Origin of the sequence: Bacillus sp. YP1, assembly GCF_000877815.1 — a bacterium.
Classification (GTDB): Bacteria; Bacillota; Bacilli; order Bacillales; family Bacillaceae; genus Bacillus; species Bacillus subtilis.
This window is the reverse complement of the sequence record NZ_CP010014.1, coordinates 2270159-2288489: the sequence shown is the minus strand read 5'-3', so window position 1 is coordinate 2288489 and position 18331 is coordinate 2270159. Positions and strand designations below refer to the sequence as shown.

25 protein-coding genes are annotated in these 18331 nt (G+C 41.4%); 23 read left to right on the top strand and 2 right to left on the bottom strand.

Translation table 11 applies throughout. The features are described 5' to 3' along the window. Positions 1–2 precede the first annotated feature (2 nt). From yqbG to QF06_RS11210, 7 genes are read left to right on the top strand one after another with little or no spacing between them, the layout of a single operon-like run. A complete protein-coding gene (gene yqbG / locus QF06_RS11240; RefSeq protein WP_004398566.1) occupies positions 3–398 on the top strand; it encodes a protein YqbG in 396 nt (131 codons plus the stop codon). Beyond that, positions 395–757: a YqbH/XkdH family protein gene (locus QF06_RS11235; protein WP_003229925.1), complete on the top strand. Its 363-nt coding sequence runs from the start codon at positions 395–397 to the stop codon at positions 755–757. The genes yqbG and QF06_RS11235 overlap by 4 nt, the downstream gene beginning before the upstream one ends. Then, positions 754–1257, top strand: coding sequence for an HK97 gp10 family phage protein (locus QF06_RS11230; RefSeq protein WP_003246050.1), 504 nt, complete (start codon positions 754–756; stop codon positions 1255–1257). The genes QF06_RS11235 and QF06_RS11230 overlap by 4 nt, the downstream gene beginning before the upstream one ends. Before the next feature lie 12 nt (positions 1258–1269). Continuing rightward, on the top strand, positions 1270–1707 hold the full coding sequence (locus tag QF06_RS11225; RefSeq protein WP_003229927.1) for a phage tail terminator family protein: 438 nt from the start codon (positions 1270–1272) through the stop codon (positions 1705–1707). After that, entirely contained in the window at positions 1704–1895 is a 192-nt protein-coding gene (locus tag QF06_RS11220) for a YqzN/YkzM domain-containing protein (RefSeq protein ID WP_010886574.1), read from the top strand. The genes QF06_RS11225 and QF06_RS11220 overlap by 4 nt, the downstream gene beginning before the upstream one ends. After that, a complete protein-coding gene (locus QF06_RS11215) occupies positions 1896–3296 on the top strand; it encodes a phage tail sheath family protein (protein WP_003229929.1) in 1401 nt (466 codons plus the stop codon). A 2-nt stretch (positions 3297–3298) separates the two neighbouring features. After that, positions 3299–3742, top strand: coding sequence for a phage tail tube protein (locus QF06_RS11210; RefSeq protein ID WP_003229930.1), 444 nt, complete (start codon positions 3299–3301; stop codon positions 3740–3742). Between the two features lie 253 nt (positions 3743–3995). Here the strand turns inward: QF06_RS11210 and bsrH are convergent, their stop codons facing one another. Together bsrH and txpA are read right to left on the bottom strand one after the other, a co-directional pair. Continuing rightward, positions 3996–4085, bottom strand: a complete 90-nt coding sequence (gene bsrH, locus QF06_RS21825; protein WP_075058862.1) for a type I toxin-antitoxin system toxin BsrH — start codon at positions 4083–4085, stop codon at positions 3996–3998. Between the two features lie 379 nt (positions 4086–4464). Beyond that, positions 4465–4644 (bottom strand): type I toxin-antitoxin system toxin TxpA, encoded by a 180-nt coding sequence (gene txpA / locus QF06_RS11205; RefSeq protein ID WP_004398662.1) that lies wholly within the window; start codon positions 4642–4644, stop codon positions 4465–4467. A 145-nt stretch (positions 4645–4789) separates the two neighbouring features. Here txpA and QF06_RS11200 point away from each other — a divergent pair, with 145 nt between their 5' ends. From QF06_RS11200 to cwlA, 16 genes are all read left to right on the top strand, one after another. Next, positions 4790–5239 carry a phage tail assembly chaperone gene (locus QF06_RS11200; protein ID WP_032722171.1) on the top strand — a complete coding sequence of 150 codons (450 nt, stop codon included), beginning with the start codon at positions 4790–4792 and terminating at the stop codon, positions 5237–5239. Between the two features lie 41 nt (positions 5240–5280). Continuing rightward, positions 5281–5418, top strand: a complete 138-nt coding sequence (locus QF06_RS21270) for a hypothetical protein (protein ID WP_021480099.1) — start codon at positions 5281–5283, stop codon at positions 5416–5418. A 2-nt stretch (positions 5419–5420) separates the two neighbouring features. Next, on the top strand, positions 5421–10178 hold the full coding sequence (locus QF06_RS11195; RefSeq protein WP_043940167.1) for a phage tail tape measure protein: 4758 nt from the start codon (positions 5421–5423) through the stop codon (positions 10176–10178). Next, positions 10171–10830 (top strand): LysM peptidoglycan-binding domain-containing protein, encoded by a 660-nt coding sequence (locus tag QF06_RS11190; RefSeq protein ID WP_032722169.1) that lies wholly within the window; start codon positions 10171–10173, stop codon positions 10828–10830. The genes QF06_RS11195 and QF06_RS11190 overlap by 8 nt, the downstream gene beginning before the upstream one ends. A 12-nt stretch (positions 10831–10842) precedes the next feature. Continuing rightward, positions 10843–11823 carry an XkdQ/YqbQ family protein gene (locus QF06_RS11185; RefSeq protein ID WP_032722168.1) on the top strand — a complete coding sequence of 327 codons (981 nt, stop codon included), beginning with the start codon at positions 10843–10845 and terminating at the stop codon, positions 11821–11823. Further along, positions 11820–12086, top strand: coding sequence for a DUF2577 family protein (locus tag QF06_RS11180; protein ID WP_032722167.1), 267 nt, complete (start codon positions 11820–11822; stop codon positions 12084–12086). The genes QF06_RS11185 and QF06_RS11180 overlap by 4 nt, the downstream gene beginning before the upstream one ends. A gap of 12 nt (positions 12087–12098) precedes the next feature. Then, positions 12099–12524, top strand: a complete 426-nt coding sequence (locus QF06_RS11175; protein WP_032722166.1) for a DUF2634 domain-containing protein — start codon at positions 12099–12101, stop codon at positions 12522–12524. Continuing rightward, positions 12517–13563, top strand: coding sequence for a baseplate J/gp47 family protein (locus QF06_RS11170; protein ID WP_032722165.1), 1047 nt, complete (start codon positions 12517–12519; stop codon positions 13561–13563). The genes QF06_RS11175 and QF06_RS11170 overlap by 8 nt, the downstream gene beginning before the upstream one ends. Further along, a complete protein-coding gene (locus QF06_RS11165; protein ID WP_032722164.1) occupies positions 13547–14125 on the top strand; it encodes a YmfQ family protein in 579 nt (192 codons plus the stop codon). Before QF06_RS11170 ends, QF06_RS11165 begins: the two co-directional genes overlap by 17 nt. Then, positions 14122–14394, top strand: coding sequence for a hypothetical protein (locus QF06_RS11160; protein WP_032722163.1), 273 nt, complete (start codon positions 14122–14124; stop codon positions 14392–14394). Before QF06_RS11165 ends, QF06_RS11160 begins: the two co-directional genes overlap by 4 nt. A gap of 3 nt (positions 14395–14397) precedes the next feature. Continuing rightward, on the top strand, positions 14398–15498 hold the full coding sequence (locus tag QF06_RS11155) for a pyocin knob domain-containing protein (protein WP_032722161.1): 1101 nt from the start codon (positions 14398–14400) through the stop codon (positions 15496–15498). A 9-nt stretch (positions 15499–15507) separates the two neighbouring features. Then, positions 15508–15843: an XkdW family protein gene (locus QF06_RS11150; protein WP_009967793.1), complete on the top strand. Its 336-nt coding sequence runs from the start codon at positions 15508–15510 to the stop codon at positions 15841–15843. Beyond that, positions 15840–16004, top strand: a complete 165-nt coding sequence (locus tag QF06_RS11145) for an XkdX family protein (protein ID WP_003229944.1) — start codon at positions 15840–15842, stop codon at positions 16002–16004. The genes QF06_RS11150 and QF06_RS11145 overlap by 4 nt, the downstream gene beginning before the upstream one ends. A gap of 87 nt (positions 16005–16091) precedes the next feature. Next, positions 16092–16985, top strand: a complete 894-nt coding sequence (gene xepA, locus QF06_RS11140) for a phage-like element PBSX protein XepA (RefSeq protein ID WP_032722160.1) — start codon at positions 16092–16094, stop codon at positions 16983–16985. Between the two features lie 45 nt (positions 16986–17030). After that, the gene (locus tag QF06_RS11135) at positions 17031–17453 is read left to right on the top strand and encodes a phage holin family protein (protein ID WP_017697460.1); all 423 of its coding nucleotides are present in this window, start codon (positions 17031–17033) and stop codon (positions 17451–17453) included. A 44-nt stretch (positions 17454–17497) separates the two neighbouring features. Further along, positions 17498–18316, top strand: a complete 819-nt coding sequence (cwlA, locus tag QF06_RS11130; protein ID WP_017697459.1) for an N-acetylmuramoyl-L-alanine amidase CwlA — start codon at positions 17498–17500, stop codon at positions 18314–18316. Positions 18317–18331 lie beyond the last annotated feature (15 nt).

The window sequence follows — 18331 nt, the reverse complement described above, 5'->3', positions numbered from 1 at the left end:
CTATGCTGTTAATCACTCCCGATGAATTAAAGAGTTATTCAGTTTTTGAGTCTGTAAAGACCAGACCTGACGAGTTGTTAAAACAGGATATCCTTGAGGCAACTGCCGATATCATTCTTAAAGTTGGACATGATTTTTCAGATGCAGAGTATATCCCTTTGCCTGAAACGGTTCGACTGGCTCTATTAAAGTTGTCTCAGTTTTATGCTCTTATAAATGGCGACGAGTCAATTATTAAAGGATATACAACTGAAAAAATTGGTGACTATTCTTATACTCTAGGGGATGGCAGTTCTCTTCAAAAACCTGATGTGTATGCATTAATAAAAGATTATGTGAAACCGGCTGACCCTGATTTAGAAGGGATTGAAGCGAAAGTGCGGATGAGATCAATATGAGTTATCAATCCTTATTGACTCACAGATGTGACATTTACCATCTGCAGGAGAAAAAAGAAAATAGAAAGCAAAAATTCGGGGTGCCGGTTGAAGATGTTCAACCGGTTTTTTCGTACCCTGATGAGCCGGACATAGAAAATCAGCCGTGTTATTTTACAGAGAAGAGTCAGTCCATTATCCAACAGGAGTCAAATGTATCTATTTATCAATCTTTCCTTGTGCATTTCCCTGCTACTGCTGATATTCGAGTAAATGACAGGGCGGTTTGGGATGGTACTGCTTATAAATTACAGAAGCCCCGCAAAATCAGGAATCATCATTGGGAAGTGACGGCAGTACGGGAGGTTGAATACTTATGAAAATTCGGGGTCTCGATCAGTTCATACAATCATTAGACCGGGCTTCTCGTGGGGGACTGAAGAGGAAATATGAGCAGTGGCTTGAATCAATGGGTTTTGAGTTCTTAGATATCATCCAAGATGAGATCATTAGGACGAAGACCGTGGACACTCGCCGCTTGCTCAATTCCTTTCAGAAAGGTGACCAGGATAATATCTTTTCAATGACAGAAGGCAGCTTAAAGTTGGATGTTGGAACAAATCTGGATTACGCCTCATACGTCAATGACGGGCACTTTACTATCGATCCGTCTAAAAATCAGGATAGACGATGGGTTCCAGGTCGGTGGAAAGGCGACCGTTTCGAATATGACCCTGCTGAAAAAAATTCCGGCATGCTGCTGAAGTTCCGATGGGTAGACGGTTCGGGGTTTTGGGATAACGCCATGGCCATTTTTCAGTTGATGTTTGAGAGAAGCCTTGAGCGGAAGCTGCAGCAATGGATTTATGAAGAATTTTAAGGCGGTGCTGCCATGAATCAAGAAGTAGGTTCAATTATGGGCTATCTATACAAACTGTATCCTGTTCAAGTGTATGAAGAAGAAATACCGCAGGACTTTGCTGTTCCGTCTCTTTACTTTCCACCGGCTTCCACGGTCGATGGGGTGGACACAGTATCCACGTTTCAGAAAGCATATGTTTTAAACGTAAAACTCTTTCACGAAAACGTACAGAAGGCTCATAACGAAGCGGAACGAATTGCGGATACACTTAGAAGCAGAAGAGGCATAATTCCGCTTATACAAGAATCTGGCGAGGATACTGGGGATTTTATTCGCCTATCTCGAATAGAAACGCGGGTATCAGACGATTATGCGACCATTGTCTTAAACTGGACGAGCCGCTATTGGTATGAGCGGGAAGATCAGCGTTCAATAGATGGTTTTAAATTTAAAAGTGGGGTGAAATGATGGCCACTAAAAAAGAGAAAGCAGAAAATGCTTTTTATATTAAGGATTTGCGAGAGCACAGTCGAGAGCTCTTTGGGGTAAAACCCGAGGTGTTTGACGGTGCTCTTTTTCATGTTCATAAAATGAGTATTACAAAATCGGAAGCGAAGAAGTTGATTTCTCAGTTTCTTCAAAAGGAGGTCAAATAGATGAACGGCGGAACTTTCACACCTGGCAAGGAAAAAGAGCGTGCCGGTATTTACTTTAACTTCAAAACGACCGCGGAGAACCGTGTTTCTGCCGGAGAACGTGGAACAGTGGCGCTGCCGATAGCGTCCAGCTGGGGTGAGGTTAAGAAATTCATTTCTATCTCTTCAATCGAGGACTTGAATAAAAAAGTGGGGTTGAACATTGATGATCCTTCGCTGTTGCTTTTACGTGAGGCGATGAAGAAGGCGAATACAGTCTTGCTTTATCGCCTAACGGAAGGTCTTCGTGCTTCAGCAGACATTAGCGAAGGTGTAAAGGCTACTGCTCTTTATGGCGGCACTAAAGGTAATGACATCATTATTAGTATTACGGAGAACGTTATTGACTCTTCGAAAGTTGATGTCACTACCTACCTTGATCAATCTGAAGTGGATAAACAAACAGTGTCTAAAGCTGAAGAACTTAAACCGAATAAATATGTCACGTTTACGGGGAAAGGAGATTTAACAGTTACTATTCCGTTAACCGGTACGGCCCCTGAAGATGTTAGCGGTGCTCTCCCTGCAACTTCCGGAATCCGCTTGTCAGGCGGAACAGACAAAACACCGACAAATGCCGATTATACAGCTTTCTTGGAAGCGGCTGAAACGGAATACTTTGACACAATCGCTTTACCTGTAGAGGATAACGAGCAATTAAAAGCAACGTTTGTTGCGTTTATCAAACGGCTGAGAGACAACCAAGGGCAAAAGGTTCAAGGTGTTCTTTCAAATTACAAGGGAGACCATGAGGGTATTATCAATGTAACAGGTGGTGTCCTACTTGAGGATGGAACGGAGATCACTCCTGAAAAAGCTACAGCTTGGGTTGCCGGTGCAAGTGCGGGGGCTACATTTAATCAATCACTTACATTTGTAGAATACGAGGGAGCTGTAGATGTCCTTAACCGAATTGACAACGACGAAATCGTTGAACGATTGTCAAATGGGGAATTCTTGTTTACTTATGATTCTCGTGATAAATCAGTATCGGTTGAAAAGGACATTAATTCACTCACAAGCCTAACAGCAGAGAAAAATAAGATGTTCCAGAAAAACAAAATTGTCCGTGTACTTGATGCAATCAATAATGACCTGACATCACAATTGAAAGCATTGATCAAGTCTCGAAAAGCGAGCGGCAGTGATGTTCCCGCTACAAATGACGGACTGCAGTTTGTAAAAACGCTAATTACTCAATACTTGAGTGTTCTTCAAGATAACGAGGGCATTACTGATTTTGATTCAGAGAATGACATTACAATTGCTCTGAATAATGATCGTGACGGCTTCCTGATTGATCTTGCAGTTCAACCGGTGGATGCAGCTGAAAAATTCTACTTTAATGTTGAGGTGAAATAGGAATGGCATTAAAAGCGCAAAACACCATTTCAGGTAAAGAGGGCAGGTTGTTTCTTGATGGAGAAGAAATGGCCCATATCAAAACGTTTGAAGCCAATGTAGAGAAAAACAAATCCGAGGTCAATATCATGGGTCGTCGGATGACGGGGCACAAAACGACCGGAGCAAATGGAACGGGAACAGCCACTTTTTATAAAGTGACTTCTCAATTTGTTCTTATTATGATGGACTATGTGAAAAAGGGAAGTGATCCTTATTTCACCTTACAAGCTGTTCTAGATGACGCCTCTTCAGGTCGTGGGACTGAACGAGTCACCTTGTACGATGTGAACTTTGATTCTGCGAAAATCGCTGGGCTTGATGTTGATTCTGAAGCATTGGAAGAAGAAGTGCCGTTTACCTTTGAGGATTTTGATGTGCCTGAACAGTTAAAATCCACATTCTAATCACTTTCACGAAAAATCGCCGACTTTAACGAAGATATTTACGAAAAAATGTGGTAAGATTACTTTAGAAGTAATTCAACCGTACCAAATGGAAACATGTATTTCTTTCAAAAGAAATGCATAAAATAAAAGAGACCCGGTTGCCGCCGGGTCAGTATAAATGTTGGCCCATCAAGAGGGCTGGCTTAACAACTTCATGAAAGTATTTAGGATAGACTTTACCCTTTTACTTTGCCGAGCTCAAGGGGTGGGTCTATTTCTTCTTTATATAAGTCAACAGGGCAATTATAAATGACCCGAAAGCAAGCATAAGCATTAATGCTTGAAATGTTGACACGTGCATCACCCCCTTTCATGAGGGAGTGAGCCAGACCGCCCTTGAGATGTTGAAAGCCAATATTCATTTATACTAAACCATATTGTACCATAACACTTTCATAATCCGAGGGTTTTTAATAAAAGAAAAAGGGTTAAGGCTTCTATGATCAGGTCATTTTGAACTCATAGATAAAAAAAGTAACAAATAAAAGATACAAATAATTATATAATCAATATATATTCATGTTATAATGGTGCCAAGCAAAAGTATTGCAACTACTGGCGTAAGCTTATAGTTGGTACCACATTACCACATTACCACTTGTTAATGTGTGTTACTTTCATGAGAAATGCTAAAATATAAAAGCCAGAGTGTGGCAGCACTCTAGCTTTTAAAAAAGAAACTACCCTTTAATAGGAGGGTCCTCGTGTAGACACTTTTCCTTTACAGTAATGTAAATAGGATGAGTGTCTTTTTTTCTAAGCATGAATAATAATGTTAAAAGAGATATTACCCATGTCATAATCCCGCCTATTAAATTGGCAAAGCCGATCATGACCATTAGAGATTCATAGGTCGACATAATTTCACCTCCTTTCATATTCGGAGGATAAGCTAAGGTAGCTTCAAGAATCTATTATACATGAATTATATGGAAAGCACATTCAAAAAGTATGAATGTGCTTTTTTTCTTGTCCAAAACTAAAAAGTAAAAGGAGCTAATAAACATGAGTGAAAAACAAAATGAAAAAGTTTACGATCTTTCATTCTTTATGCCAGGACAAACAATTGAAGCGGAAGAAGTAAAAGTACCGATTTCTAAACGATTTGTAGACAAAGAGGGCAATGTTGTTCCATTCATTTTCAAAGCGATCACGACTGAACGAATTGACGAACTTGAGAAAGAGAATACGACTTACAAGAATGTAAAAGGCCGCGGCCGTGTGAAGGAATTGGACAGCCAACGCTTTTATGCTCGTATTGCGGTTGAAACGACTGTTTACCCGAACTTTAAAGCTAAGGAACTACGTGAGGCTTACAAAACAGAAGATCCAGTGGAAGTCGCCAAACGTGTTCTTTCAGTCGGCGGTGAGTATGCGAACTGGCTAAACAAAGCAATTGAAATCAATGGATTTGATGATGATCTCGAAGACCTTGAAGAAGCGGCAAAAAACTAGTAAAGGACGGGGACAAAGAGGCTGTATATCTTTATTACGCGATGCATGAACTCAAATACGCCCCGTCAGAATTAAGAGAACTATATGAGGCTCCGAAAGAATTCAAGGCGCTCTTATATGGGTTAATCGGTTATAAGCTTGAGCTGTTAGAAAAAGAAGCGAAGAAGGGAGGTAATTAACTATGGCTAAACTAACAGCCACGTTTGAATTACATGATAAGATTTCCCGCAAGCTTCGAATGATACAAGGCAATGCTGAAAGACTTAAGAGGGCCGCTAATGGCCCTCTTATTTTTGATGCTGAAGATCGGACTGAGAAAGTTATGCGGAGAATTGACCGATCAGCCAACCGTTTGACCGGTCGGGCTCGATCGCTTGAAGTGGATTTAGATGATCGAGCTTCGAATGGCTTACATTCTATACGTCAGCAAGCTGAGGATCTTACCGAGGGCAGCCATGAGGTGACAGTTTCCGTAAATGATCAAGCTACACCACGTTTTCGTTTGATCCGTGGAGGTCTCTCTGATTTGAATCGCTCGCACGCTGAGCCAACTGTTTCAGTTCGTGATCATGCTTCAAACCAATTAGATGAGATCCGTCGTCATGTGTCCGATGTAGACGGCGAACATGCTGAGCCAACTGTTTCTATTAAGGATAGAGCTTCAGCGGCTCTGGATGCAATTGAAGCGAAAATAGACAGCTTGAAGGATGCTACCATTACTCTGGCAGTTGCAGGCGGTTTTTCTGCAGGTTCAATTATGGGTTCTGGTAAGAGTACAATGTCTCAGGATGCTTACGTGTCAGCAACTTCAAACGTTAATAAGAAAGATGTTGCAAGAATGACGGATCAGATCTATTTCAACAATAAAGCGGGCAGTTCTCGGGAAGAAGTCAGTTTATCTCTAAGAAACTTATCGCAACAGACAGGGGCGTCTAAAAAAGCTCTTGCTGAATTGACTGAGTCGTCAAGTAAGATTGCCCAGCTTATGAATGCTGATCAAGCTGAGGTAGATCGTGCTTTCAGTTCAATGTATAACAACTTGAAATTGTCTGGAAAACAAAGCGGAGACTTAATTGCTTATGTATATCGGAATGCCGGTGACCAAGCTGACGATTTATTGGATACGATGAATGAATACAGTTCCACCTTTAAAGACTTGAAGCTCACAGGCGGCCAGATTGCAAACGCCATGATAAAAGGAACAAAGGGTGGCGCCAGAAACTTCGATAACCTAGCCGATAGTATGCGTGAGTTTAACATCCGCCGAACCGAAATGTCTGATAGCCAAGTGGACGCATTTAAAACGCTGTTCGGAGCCAAGGAAACTAAGAAAATGTTCAAGGGCTTCAAAGATGGTTCAATAAGCGGAGAGGAAAGTTTATTTAGGGTGGCAAAAGCACTTTCTAAAGTGAAAGACAAAACAAAGCGGGCTGCTATTGCGACTGAGCTTATTGGAACACAATATGAAGACCTCAAGCAACCGATTTTAGATATGGCTGAGGGTATTGGTACAAGTGCCAAAACAAGCGGTGAATTAGAACGAAGCTTTACGAAACTTCGGGATAATAATCCGATGACACCGGTTAATGATGCCATGAGAGATTTTGAAAGCATATCTAAGGATATGGGAACTTCTCTGCTAACTGGATTAGGGCCAGCCTTTGATAAAATCAGCTCGTTCATTAACAGTAAAGAAGGTCAGGAAAAGCTTAAAGAGATCAAAAAAGATATTGCTGATCTTGGTAAGGAGATAGGTGATAAGTTAAACGTAGCCATTGAGTGGAGCGTCAACCATTGGGAAGATTTAAAAACAGCGATTAAAGTTGTGATCCCTTCTTTAATTGGGTTGATTGGTTATTTGAAAATACTACGTCCGCTGTTAAAAGGCATAGGTACTGTCGGAAGTGATGCAGCAGGCGTAATCCGAAAGCTAATTCCCAAACGTACTCCTGAAGCTGGCGCTAATACGCGAAGTGAAAGGAGGAACAGAAACAGTAATCGTAATGCCAGCACAAGGAGCAGAGAATCCAAAACTGCCACAAGTCCAACGAGTTTACCTCGAAGCGGCAGCTTAACATGTTGCTGTTGTAGCGATGGAGGTAAAAATGATCGCATTCGTAGAAGACGAGGGAAAAGAGTTTTAGGACGACGGGGTAATCTAAACCGAATGAACCCTTCTGACAGTTCAATTGTTGTGTCATCTGAACGGTTGGAGAGAAGGCGTTCCGGTAGAACTGTAGGTACTAATCCAACCGGAGGATCAAGACCAGCAATAACCACTACGAGATCGGAGCTATACTCAGCTGGTAGAGCTGCAGGCGGTACATCGAAGTTCGGGAAAGTCTTAAGTCCTCTGAAAAGTGTTGGCAAGTTTGCAAAAGGAGTCCCTCTATTAGGAACAGCGTTAGCGGCAACCGATTTAATTGGGATGAATAAAGATAATGTTGGTGAAAAGATTGGATCAGCTGGCGGTGGTCTTGCTGGAGCGGCTACAGGAGCAGCTATTGGCAGTGTTATTCCAGGAGTGGGAACAGCCATTGGTGGAATAGTTGGTGGTATAGCAGGCACCATGGGTGGTTCAAGTTTAGGTAAAGCGTTTGATGGTTCAGAAGTAAAGAAGAAACTAAACAGTACATTATTTGATCAAAAATGGTGGTCTGAAAAATGGTCCGGCATTAAGAGTAATGCGAAGACTTCTCTCAATGGGTTAAGTGATACATGGTCTCATGTAAAAGAAAAGGTGAAGTCTACTTTATTTAATAGTGAATGGTGGTCTGAGAAGTGGTCTGGTGTTAAAAGCTGGGCACAAGACAAATGGAATAGTGCATCATCTGTTTGGGAGTCCGTAAAGCGAAAAATAAAATCCACTTTATTTAGTGAGAAGTGGTGGTCAGGAAAGTGGGAAGGCGTAAAAGGTTGGGCTCAAAGTAAATGGGACAGCGCGTCTTCTGTTTGGCAATCTGTTAAAGGAAAACTGAAATCCACTTTATTTAGCGAGAAGTGGTGGTCAGGAAAATGGGAAAGTGTAAAAAGCTGGTCCAAAAATAAATGGGACAATGCTAAATCAATATGGAAAAGTGTTAAGAGTTCCATCTCAGAAACCCTTTTTAGTAAGAAGTGGTGGTCTGAAAAGTGGCAAAGTGTAAAGGAATTGGGAAGCAGTATTTTGGGCGGAGTAAAAGAAGTCGGTGGGAAAGTAGCTTCAAGTGCGAAAAAAACTGCTGGTAAAGCGTGGGGATATGTGAAGAGTGGCGTAAATTATTTATTTGGTACGGGAAAAGAAAAGCCAAAGAAACATGCTACTGGTGGTTACATTACGAAGCCAACAATATCTTGGATTGGTGAAGCAGGTAAAGAGTTTGTTATTCCCGTTGAGAATAATAAAGGTCGCGGCAAAATGCTCCTTTCTCAAGCTGCTTCGAAATTAGGGATGAGTGTAGTTGATGATATAGCGTCTGCTTCATCTGCAGGAGGTGAACCAGCAACTTCCCCGCTAATCCGTAGAGCGGCGGTGACTGCTTCTGTATCTCCTATAATTGACACATCCAGTCTTGATGAACAAGCGACTTCATTTGGTCAACAGTTCACTAAAGGCTTTGATCAAGGAATTGGAGATAATGTTGTTTCTATGGAATCTTGGAAACAGAAAAACGTTGGACAGCCAATGAACAATTTAATCTCTTATTCTCCGAATTACGGAAAGCAAGTGGTCAATGGATATGCTAAAGGTCAGAACAGCACTTCGACCGGTACAGATGGCTTCTTGCAGACGAAGGTTAAAACGCCATTTCAGAACACTGTTAATAAATCTTCATCATGGGGAAGCGGAACGGTCAAAGGTTTTGCTTCTGGACAAAATAGTTCACAAACTGGTACTGATCAATACGTCAGCACTCATATTAACAAGCCGTTTATCCGATCTAAAGAATCATCAAACGGATGGGGAAGCAGTATGATCAGTAATTTTGTTTCAGGCATGACTTCTAAGGCAAGTGAAGTCCATGAGGCTGCCAAGGAACTGGCGAAAAAAGTTGAGAAGGCATTTCGTGAAGAGCTTGATATTCACTCACCTTCCCGTGTCATGATGAGTCTCGGTCGCTTTGCCTCTATAGGTATTGTAAAAGGTCTGGATTCTGTCGATGTGAAAAAGTTTGCTGAAAAACAAGCAGGCTCACTAGCTGCTGCTTATTCCGGAATGGGAGCAGTAAGCGGAAATGTGAAGCAATGGCTTATGGCTGCTATCATGGCTACAAAGACGCCGGTGAGCTGGCTCCCAGGGCTGATGACAATTGCTCAGCATGAGTCAGGCGGTAATCCGAAGGCAATCAACTTATGGGATAGTAATGCGAAAGCAGGACATCCATCTCAGGGGCTCATGCAGACAATCCCAAGTACCTTCAACGCACACAAATTGCCAGGCATGAATAACATTCTTAACCCGATTCACAACGCTGCTGCTGCGATTGGCTATATCAAAAGCAGATATGGATCAATTAATAATGTACCAGGCATTAGAAGCATGAGGCACGGAGGTCCATATGTTGGCTACGCTAACGGCGGACTTATTACCAAAGAGCAGATTGCACGTGTCGGTGAAGGAAACAAACGGGAATGGATCATTCCGGAGGAGCGAGGCATCCGTGGACGTTATTTATTAGCCCAAGCAGCTAAGGCACTCGGAATGGAAGTCACAGACCCATCTCAAAAAGGCCAAACTGAACTATCTTCCGGTCAAGTAACAGCAGCCACAACAGGCAGTCATCAAACAACTGTTACAGCATCAGGAGGTAAAGAGGTTATTATTCAATTTAATGGCGATCAGCATTTTCACAATGACCAAGATATGAACAGCCTTGTAGCTAAGATTAAGCAGGCTCTTGTCGATGAGCTTGAACAGGATATCAACATTGGAACGAAGGGAGTCGTTGCTTTTGACTAAATCCATATATGAATTCTGGATTTCACAAGGGAAGGATAAGCTACGGCTTCCTGTCCTTCCTGAACAAATTGATATTTCAAACACAATTCAAAATGAATCAGTAAAAGTGGCTAGTTTTGGGGAGATCACTTTTATTGATAAACCGGGAGCGAAAGAAATTTCGTTCTCTTCTTTTTTTCCAAAGAAACATAGCCCGCTTGCTGAGTATAAGGGATTTCCTTCTCCTGAAAATGCTATTGCAAAGATCGAGAAATGGGTGAAAGCTAAAAAGCCGGTTCAATTCTTAATTACTGGAACGAAAATTAATTTAACTTGCAGTATCGAGGTTTTTTCATATAGCGAGGGCCAAAAAGATATAGGTGATCGTGATTATGAAATAAAGCTGAAGGAATACAAAACTGCTTCGCCGCGGAAGATCAAGCAGAAGAAAAAGACGAAGAAGAAACGACCATCTAAATCAGCTCCTAAAACATACACCGTTAAGAAAGGCGATACACTGTGGGACCTTGCCGGTAAATTTTATGGAGACAGCACAAAGTGGCGCAAAATCTGGAACGTCAATAAAAAGGCTATGATCAAACGAAGTAAACGTAATATCAGGCAGCCAGGACACTGGATCTTTCCTGGGCAAAAATTAAAGATACCGCAGTAAGCAGGTGATGACATGATAGAACTTTTCGTCATTAAAGAAACGGAATGGCTTGAGCTGGTAACAGAAAGTGTTTCTCTTGAGGGACAACGGTATCAGGCTCCGCGATCAATCACAGCAAAGATCATAACGAAACAAGGAACCCATTCATATTACAGCGTATCAGAAGGAGATACGGTTCTGTTTAAGTGGAAAGGGAAAGAGCTGTTTCGAGGTATTGTGTTTTCTCGCAATCCGGAAGAACATGGGCTGACCTTTACGGCTTATGACATGCTGCAATATCTGGTTAAGAACAAAGATGTTTATGTGTTCTCCAATAAGCGTGCAGACGAGATTATTAAGCGCCTGGCAAGAGATTTTCAAATTCCAACGACATCCATTGCAAATACGGGTTACACCATTAAATCATTAGTGTTTAAAGATGATACGAGCCTTTATGACATGATTCTGAAAGCTTTGAAACAAACGAAAAGCCAAACCGGAAGGAATTATCAATTATATTCTGCGAAGGGGAAGCTTGGCCTTCGCGCTTGGCCTGATCCGTCAGAAGTATGGGTACTGGAAACGGGTGTGAACATTACTGGTTATCAATACAGCACTTCCATTAATGACACAGTCACAAGAGTAAAGCTGCGGCGTCAGAAAGACAATAAAACATACACGGCCACCGCAAGCGACAGCGCAGGCATAAACAAATACGGCGTCCTTCAGTATGTTGAAACAGTATCAGATAACATTAACCAAGCACAGTTGCAGCAGCGTGCGAAAGTTAAACAGGCACAGAAGAAAGGCGTCAAAAAAGAACTCAAAAGTATTCAAGCAATTGGGATTCCAGATCTTCAGAGTGGTTTGCCCGTCTATATTTCAATTCCGGAAGTCGGGGTTAAGAAAACATACTGGATTGAAACAGATAAACACGAATTTAAAGGATCGACACACACGATGACCATTGATGTGGTTGAGAAAAATTCTATCCCTGATGGTGTTTCCTCATGAGATTAAGTGAAGCAATCAAACATTTGGCTGTCGGTGCAGTTGATTCTGAGTCACCAGTGGATATTATGCCGGCTGAAGTGGTTTCCGTTTCTCCTGTTGAAATAAGGCTTAATGAAAATGACAAATTAATAATACCTGCTGATTTGATTATTGTTCCAAAGCGGCTGCGGCCCGGTGAAGAAGAAGCGTTGAATACTGGTGAGCGTGTGATGATTGTCTCCTTAAAAGGCGGGCAATCATTTTTTATTCTCGACAAAATATAGGAGGTGTTTGGAATGGCTTTGTCTCCGGAAATCGAGTTTGAGGATATAGAAGATGACAGCGAAGTCATAGAAACCTCGCAAACCTACAAAATAGATTTTGAAAATGGCCGTATCACAAATGAAATGATTACTGGCCTTGAAGCAATCAGGCAGTTTGTATATTTATCTCTTCATACTGAGCGATACGCCTATTCTGTTTTCAGCCATGACATTGGAAATGAGCTTCAAGACATCTTGGCGGATAATGAAACAACAGACGCATATAAGAAAATGGAGATTCCGCGGCTAATAGAGGAAGCGCTGATCTATGACGATCGTGTTTCCTCTGTATCAGATTTTGAAATAGAAAAACAAGGTGATTCGTTCCATGTTTCCTTTACAGTCGAAACGGACGAGGGAAAATTGGAGATCGAGGAGGTGCTTGGTGAAGATGTTTGAAGATCAAACTTTTGAAGAAATTATGGACCGGATGCTGAACAGAATTTCAGCGGACATTGATACAAGGGAAGGAAGCGTGATTTATAACGCGTTAGCTCCTGCAGCTGCAGAATTGGCCAAGTCTTATATTTGGCTCGATACGGTGCTGGAACTTGTCTTCTCGGACACAGCACAAGGAGAATTTTTAGATCGTCGGGCTACTGAAGCCGGCATCGAGCGAACGGCTGCCACGAAAGCAGTCCGGGCAGCGGAGTTTACTGAAGGAGTAACCATTCCAGTGGGTTCCCGCTTTTTTGTAGATAACCTGTATTTCCAATACACAGCTGACGGGACGTTGGAATGTGAAACAGCGGGGGAAGCGGGGAACGCAAATATTTCCGGCCAGAATCTATTGTCATTAGACACCATACCAGGACTCCAAAAAGCGATCGTGAAAGAGATTCTAATCCCTGGTCGAGAAGAGGAGGATGATGACAGTTTAAGAGCTAGATATTTTACCCGCGTGCGTCGGGAAGCTGTCAGTGCCAATAAAGCTCACTATAAACAATGGGCTGAAGAAGTAGACGGAGTAGGGAAGGTAAAGGTCTTTCCGCTTTGGAACGGGGACGGTACAGTCAAAATTGTCGTGACCAATGCTAACTTGGAACCTGCTTCCGATATTTTAATATCAAAGGTGAAAAACTATATTGATCCTGAACCCGGACAAGGTGAGGGACAAGCGCCAATAGGTGCCTTTGTCACAGTGGAGAGTGCGATATGGAAAGAGGTTGAGATTTCAGCCGAGGTATTTCCCGAGGTCAATAGCTCTATCGATCAGGTAAAGCAAGAAATTGAATCAGGTGTTTTAAATCTTTTTAAAAAGATTGCCTTTGAAGATAACGTCATCCGTTTATCGCAGATTAATAATATCGTCTACAATTCACCTTCAGTAAGTGATTACGCAGATATTAAAATCAACGGCGTGACCGAAAATTTGGTTCTGAGTGACGTGGAAATCCCTAAATTGGGGCAGGTGAACATCATTGAGCAAACTCGATGAAATGACTGCTTACCTGCCGCCGTTCCTTACCAAATTGAAAGAAATGGCGGAACTTCTTCAGGCAGAAGCTCCGGAATTTGAAAAGCAAAATAATAGCATCTTTGATCTGACAGATCAGTTGTTTGTTACTACGGCAACCTGGGGGCTTGAACGATGGGAAAAGATTTTGAACGTACCGCGGGAATCAGGTGACCCCGATGAGATCCGCCGATTGCGTCTAATCTCTAAAATGTCCAATATACCGCCGGCAACATATAAGGCCATTGAACAGGCATTGAACCGGTTCCTGAAAAATCCGTCTGCTCAGGTCAGGCTGCTTCAAGGACAGTACCGTTTTAATGTTGATATTGATATAGATGATATGCAGCATATGAGCGAGCTCATAGAAACATTGGAGAATATGAAGCCAGCTCATTTGGCATATACCTTGCGAGCTGCTGTGAATGAGCCACTCAAGATAAAAGATACTGTCATTTTGAATAACAGAAGGTATCGAAAAGCAAGTGAGCTAAAGGTAGGTTATTCCGTCACGCTCAATAATAACGAGGTGGTCCTTGCATGATTACGCAGGTTTATAGAGAGCGTACAGCTGCAGATTTGAAAAATAGGATATCGAAAGTGCTACTGAATGGGAGTGAAACAGAAATTGTGGAACTCACCATTCACGGTGCGGTTGTCACGGTACTTACTCAACGAGAGGAAGATATCAAACATATTAAGAGTGTGCAGATCCTTGATGAACAAAACAACGTAATTACGGAAAGAACAACAGATTTAGACGTCAGTAATAATAGAACGCTAGATTTTAGGATTACTTTCGAGGTGGTGTAGCAAATGGCTTATGATGCAAAAACAGATTGGCTCCCGGACGATCCGATTAATGAAGATGATGTGAACCGTTGGGAGAAAGGCATTCAAGATGCGCATAAAGATTTAGCTGTACATAAAAATGACATGAACAACCCTCACAATACAACAAAGGCGCAAATCGGGCTAGGGAACGTTGATAATGTACAGCAAGCTTCGAAAAAAGAATTTGAAGAGCATCGTAATGATTTACAACGGCACATTACACCAGTGGAACGGGAGAATTGGAATGCAAAAGAAACAATTGTCGGAGCTCAGGAAAAAGCGGATAAGGCTTTATCGGATGCAAAATATTACGTGGATACCAACTATAAAAATAACAATCTGACGTTAATTACTGGAGACAATGCTATTCAAGATGCAAGAACAGGAGGGGAAGAATATCCTTTAGGACTGACCTTAATGGACATTGGGCAGGGAAATACTACAGGCTACCCCTTGGGTTATGGCATTGTCAAAAATGAAAAATATAATAATTACCGTTTCACTCAATACTTTTACGGAACAGGGAATGAGTCTGGGACTTACTATGACAGTACAGGAGTTTGGATTAGACACTGGTGGAGTGGTTCAGGCTGGACTCCGTGGCAAAAGATATCAGGTTTTGCTCATGCGAATATTGGAACTACAGGTGTTCAGTATTTAAAAAAGATTGATCACACTAAAATTGCATTTAACAGGGTCATCAAGGATAGCCATAATGCTTTTGATACTAAAAACAATCGATTTATTTCTCCGAACGATGGAATGTACTTAATCGGGGCAAGTATATATACCTTAAATTATACATCTTATATAAACTTTCATTTGAAGGTTTACCTAAATGGAAAAGCATATAAAACACTGCACCATGTAAGAGGAGACTTTCAGGAAAAGGATAATGGGATGAATCTTGGTTTAAACGGCAATGCGACTGTACCCATGAATAAAGGAGATTACGTTGAAATCTGGTGCTACTGTAATTACGGAGGAGACGAAACACTGAAAAGGGCAGTAGATGATAAAAATGGTGTATTTAACTTTTTTGATATACAAGAACTTGGAGGCCGAAACTATCCAAGATTTTAGGAGGTAACGATGAATATAGGTGAAGCTATTCTTTTTAAATACCCAACAGCTGATCCCACAAAGGATTTTATTGTCCAGAATAATGGTGATGGAACTCCCTCATATATAGCAGAGTGGAATATTAGGGCACCTATACCCACGGAAGCAGAGTTAAAAACTTGGTGGGAAGAGCTTCAGAGTACATCTGCATATGAACCACCAGTTCAAGTGGATCTACTTGCAAGAGAGTTGTCACAGGAAAAACTGGCTCGTAAACAGCTTGAAGAATTAAACCAAACTTTGGGAAGCGAGCTTTCAAAAATAAAGTTGCAACTGCTTACTCTACAAGGAGGGCAAGGTTCATGAATTATTGGGTGCTGGCTTTGCATTATAACTGGGCTTCTTCTGAAATGGTGAAACAGGCAATTCATCTCAAAGATTGTTCGCCCGAAGATTTACAGGAAGGAATAGAGAAAAAACTCATTACAGCTGAACAGTATAAAGAGATCACAGGAGAAGCCATTTAGGGCTTTTTTATTTTTCCTTAAAGGAGGTGGTTCCGTTGTAAACCCATGCTCACCACTAATGATCTACAATAGCAAGGAGGATTTATAATGGCATCATATAGTTTTCAATTTTCAACAGATGCAACTGGTAAGCCGGGGGCAGCCAAGCCATACAGAGAAGGAAACAGAGATTTTGTTGTGCCGGTAGCTTCAATCTCCGGTAATTCAGAGCTGCTGACGAACGCAGTTTTAAAAGCCACTGAAGTCTACACGCAATATGGACAAGATCGATTAGGTCAGGTTTTAATTTCAAAAGTAAAAGGTCACGCTTATTCTGATCGTGAAGGAACCTTATTCATCGAAGAAAGTAATGATATGAATACATGGACCACTGTCTCTTCATTGGTAGTTAAAGCAAATACGCTTGGCGAGACTGAATGGATTCATTTAACTAAACGCTATTTCCGTTTCAGATACGCAAATGGTAACCTGCAGCAATCTGAATTTTTACTATACCAGTCACTGGGCGCAGGTGAAGAGGATATAAACATTAACCACACTGTTCCTATTACAGCAGTTGCTCCGTTGTCAGTCCAGTTAGATAAAAACGGTTTAACTAATGATGGTCGTTTAAAAGTTCAAACTGAAGGCTTGAACCTTAGCTCATTAGACACTCAAGCAAAAACAATAGATGTTGTTTTTCATGATAAAACAGAAACAATCGGGGAAGGTACTTCGTTAACTGTTGGATCATTTAAAACGTTGCTCATTGAGGTTTATGGAACGGCTGAGACAAGTGAGTTGAAGTTCTGGGGTAAATCCTTATCGGGAACAAAAAGAGCCCTTAGAGGTCAGAAAGTGGATGACGGAACATTTGCCACTAGCACAAAAGGGAAATCAGAAGCTTGGTCATTTAACATTACTGGCTTTAAAGAAATTGTTATGGAGCTTACAGCTTTAACAAATGGAAACTTTTCAGTTCGAGGGACGGCCGTCTCATAAGATCCGGCTGTCCTTTTTTATTTGCCTCGGAGGAGGTGATTAGAAATGGAGGAGACAAGTTTGTTTATCAATTTTGAAACATTAGATTTAGCAAGAGTATATTTATTTGGTGGGGTGAAGTATCTTGATTTACTTCTAGTTCTTAGCATAATAGACGTTTTAACAGGAGTAATTAAGGCATGGAAATTCAAGAAACTGCGAAGCCGGAGCGCATGGTTTGGCTATGTCCGCAAGCTACTCAATTTCTTTGCGGTCATTTTGGCAAACGTGATTGATACAGTACTCAATTTGAACGGTGTCTTAACCTTTGGTACCGTTCTTTTTTATATCGCTAATGAAGGTTTGTCAATAACTGAAAACTTAGCACAAATCGGTGTTAAAATCCCTTCAACGATAACAGCTCGATTACAAACAATTGAGAACGAAAAAGAACAGAGTAAGAATAGTGCAGACAAAGCTGCTGGCTAAGCCAGTGGCTTTTTTTATTATACAGACAGAAGGAGAGAGGATATATGGCCATTAAAGTTGTAAAGAATCTAGTCTCTAAATCAAAGTATGGATTGAAATGTCCTAATCCAATGAAAGCTGAATATATTACTATTCATAACACTGCGAACGATGCTTCAGCAGCTAATGAGATTTCTTACATGAAGAATAACTCTAGCTCAACGAGTTTTCACTTTGCAGTAGACGATAAACAGGTCATTCAAGGAATTCCAACAAATCGTAACGCTTGGCATACAGGAGATGGAACAAACGGTACAGGGAATCGTAAGTCGATTGGTGTCGAAATTTGTTATAGCAAGTCAGGAGGGGCACGATATAAGGCAGCGGAAAAGCTTGCTATTAAGTTTGTGGCGCAGCTACTTAAAGAACGCGGATGGGGCATTGATCGTGTCCGTAAGCACCAAGACTGGAACGGTAAGTATTGCCCGCACCGCATTTTGTCAGAGGGTAGATGGAATCAAGTTAAGGCTGCCATTGAAAAAGAATTAAAGGCGCTAGGTGGGAAAACAAACTCAAGCAAAGCAAGTGTAGCTAAAAAGAAAACAACAAACACAAGCAGCAAAAAAACGTCATATGCGCTACCATCCGGTATTTTTAAAGTGAAGAGCCCAATGATGAGAGGGGAAAAGGTAACACAAATTCAAAAAGCACTGGCTGCACTATACTTTTACCCGGATAAAGGAGCAAAAAACAACGGCATTGACGGCGTGTATGGTCCGAAAACAGCAGATGCAATTAGACGATTCCAGTCTATGTACGGGCTTACTCAAGACGGTATTTACGGACCAAAAACGAAAGCGAAACTTGAAGCTCTCTTGAAGTAAATAAATAGTCTCCTT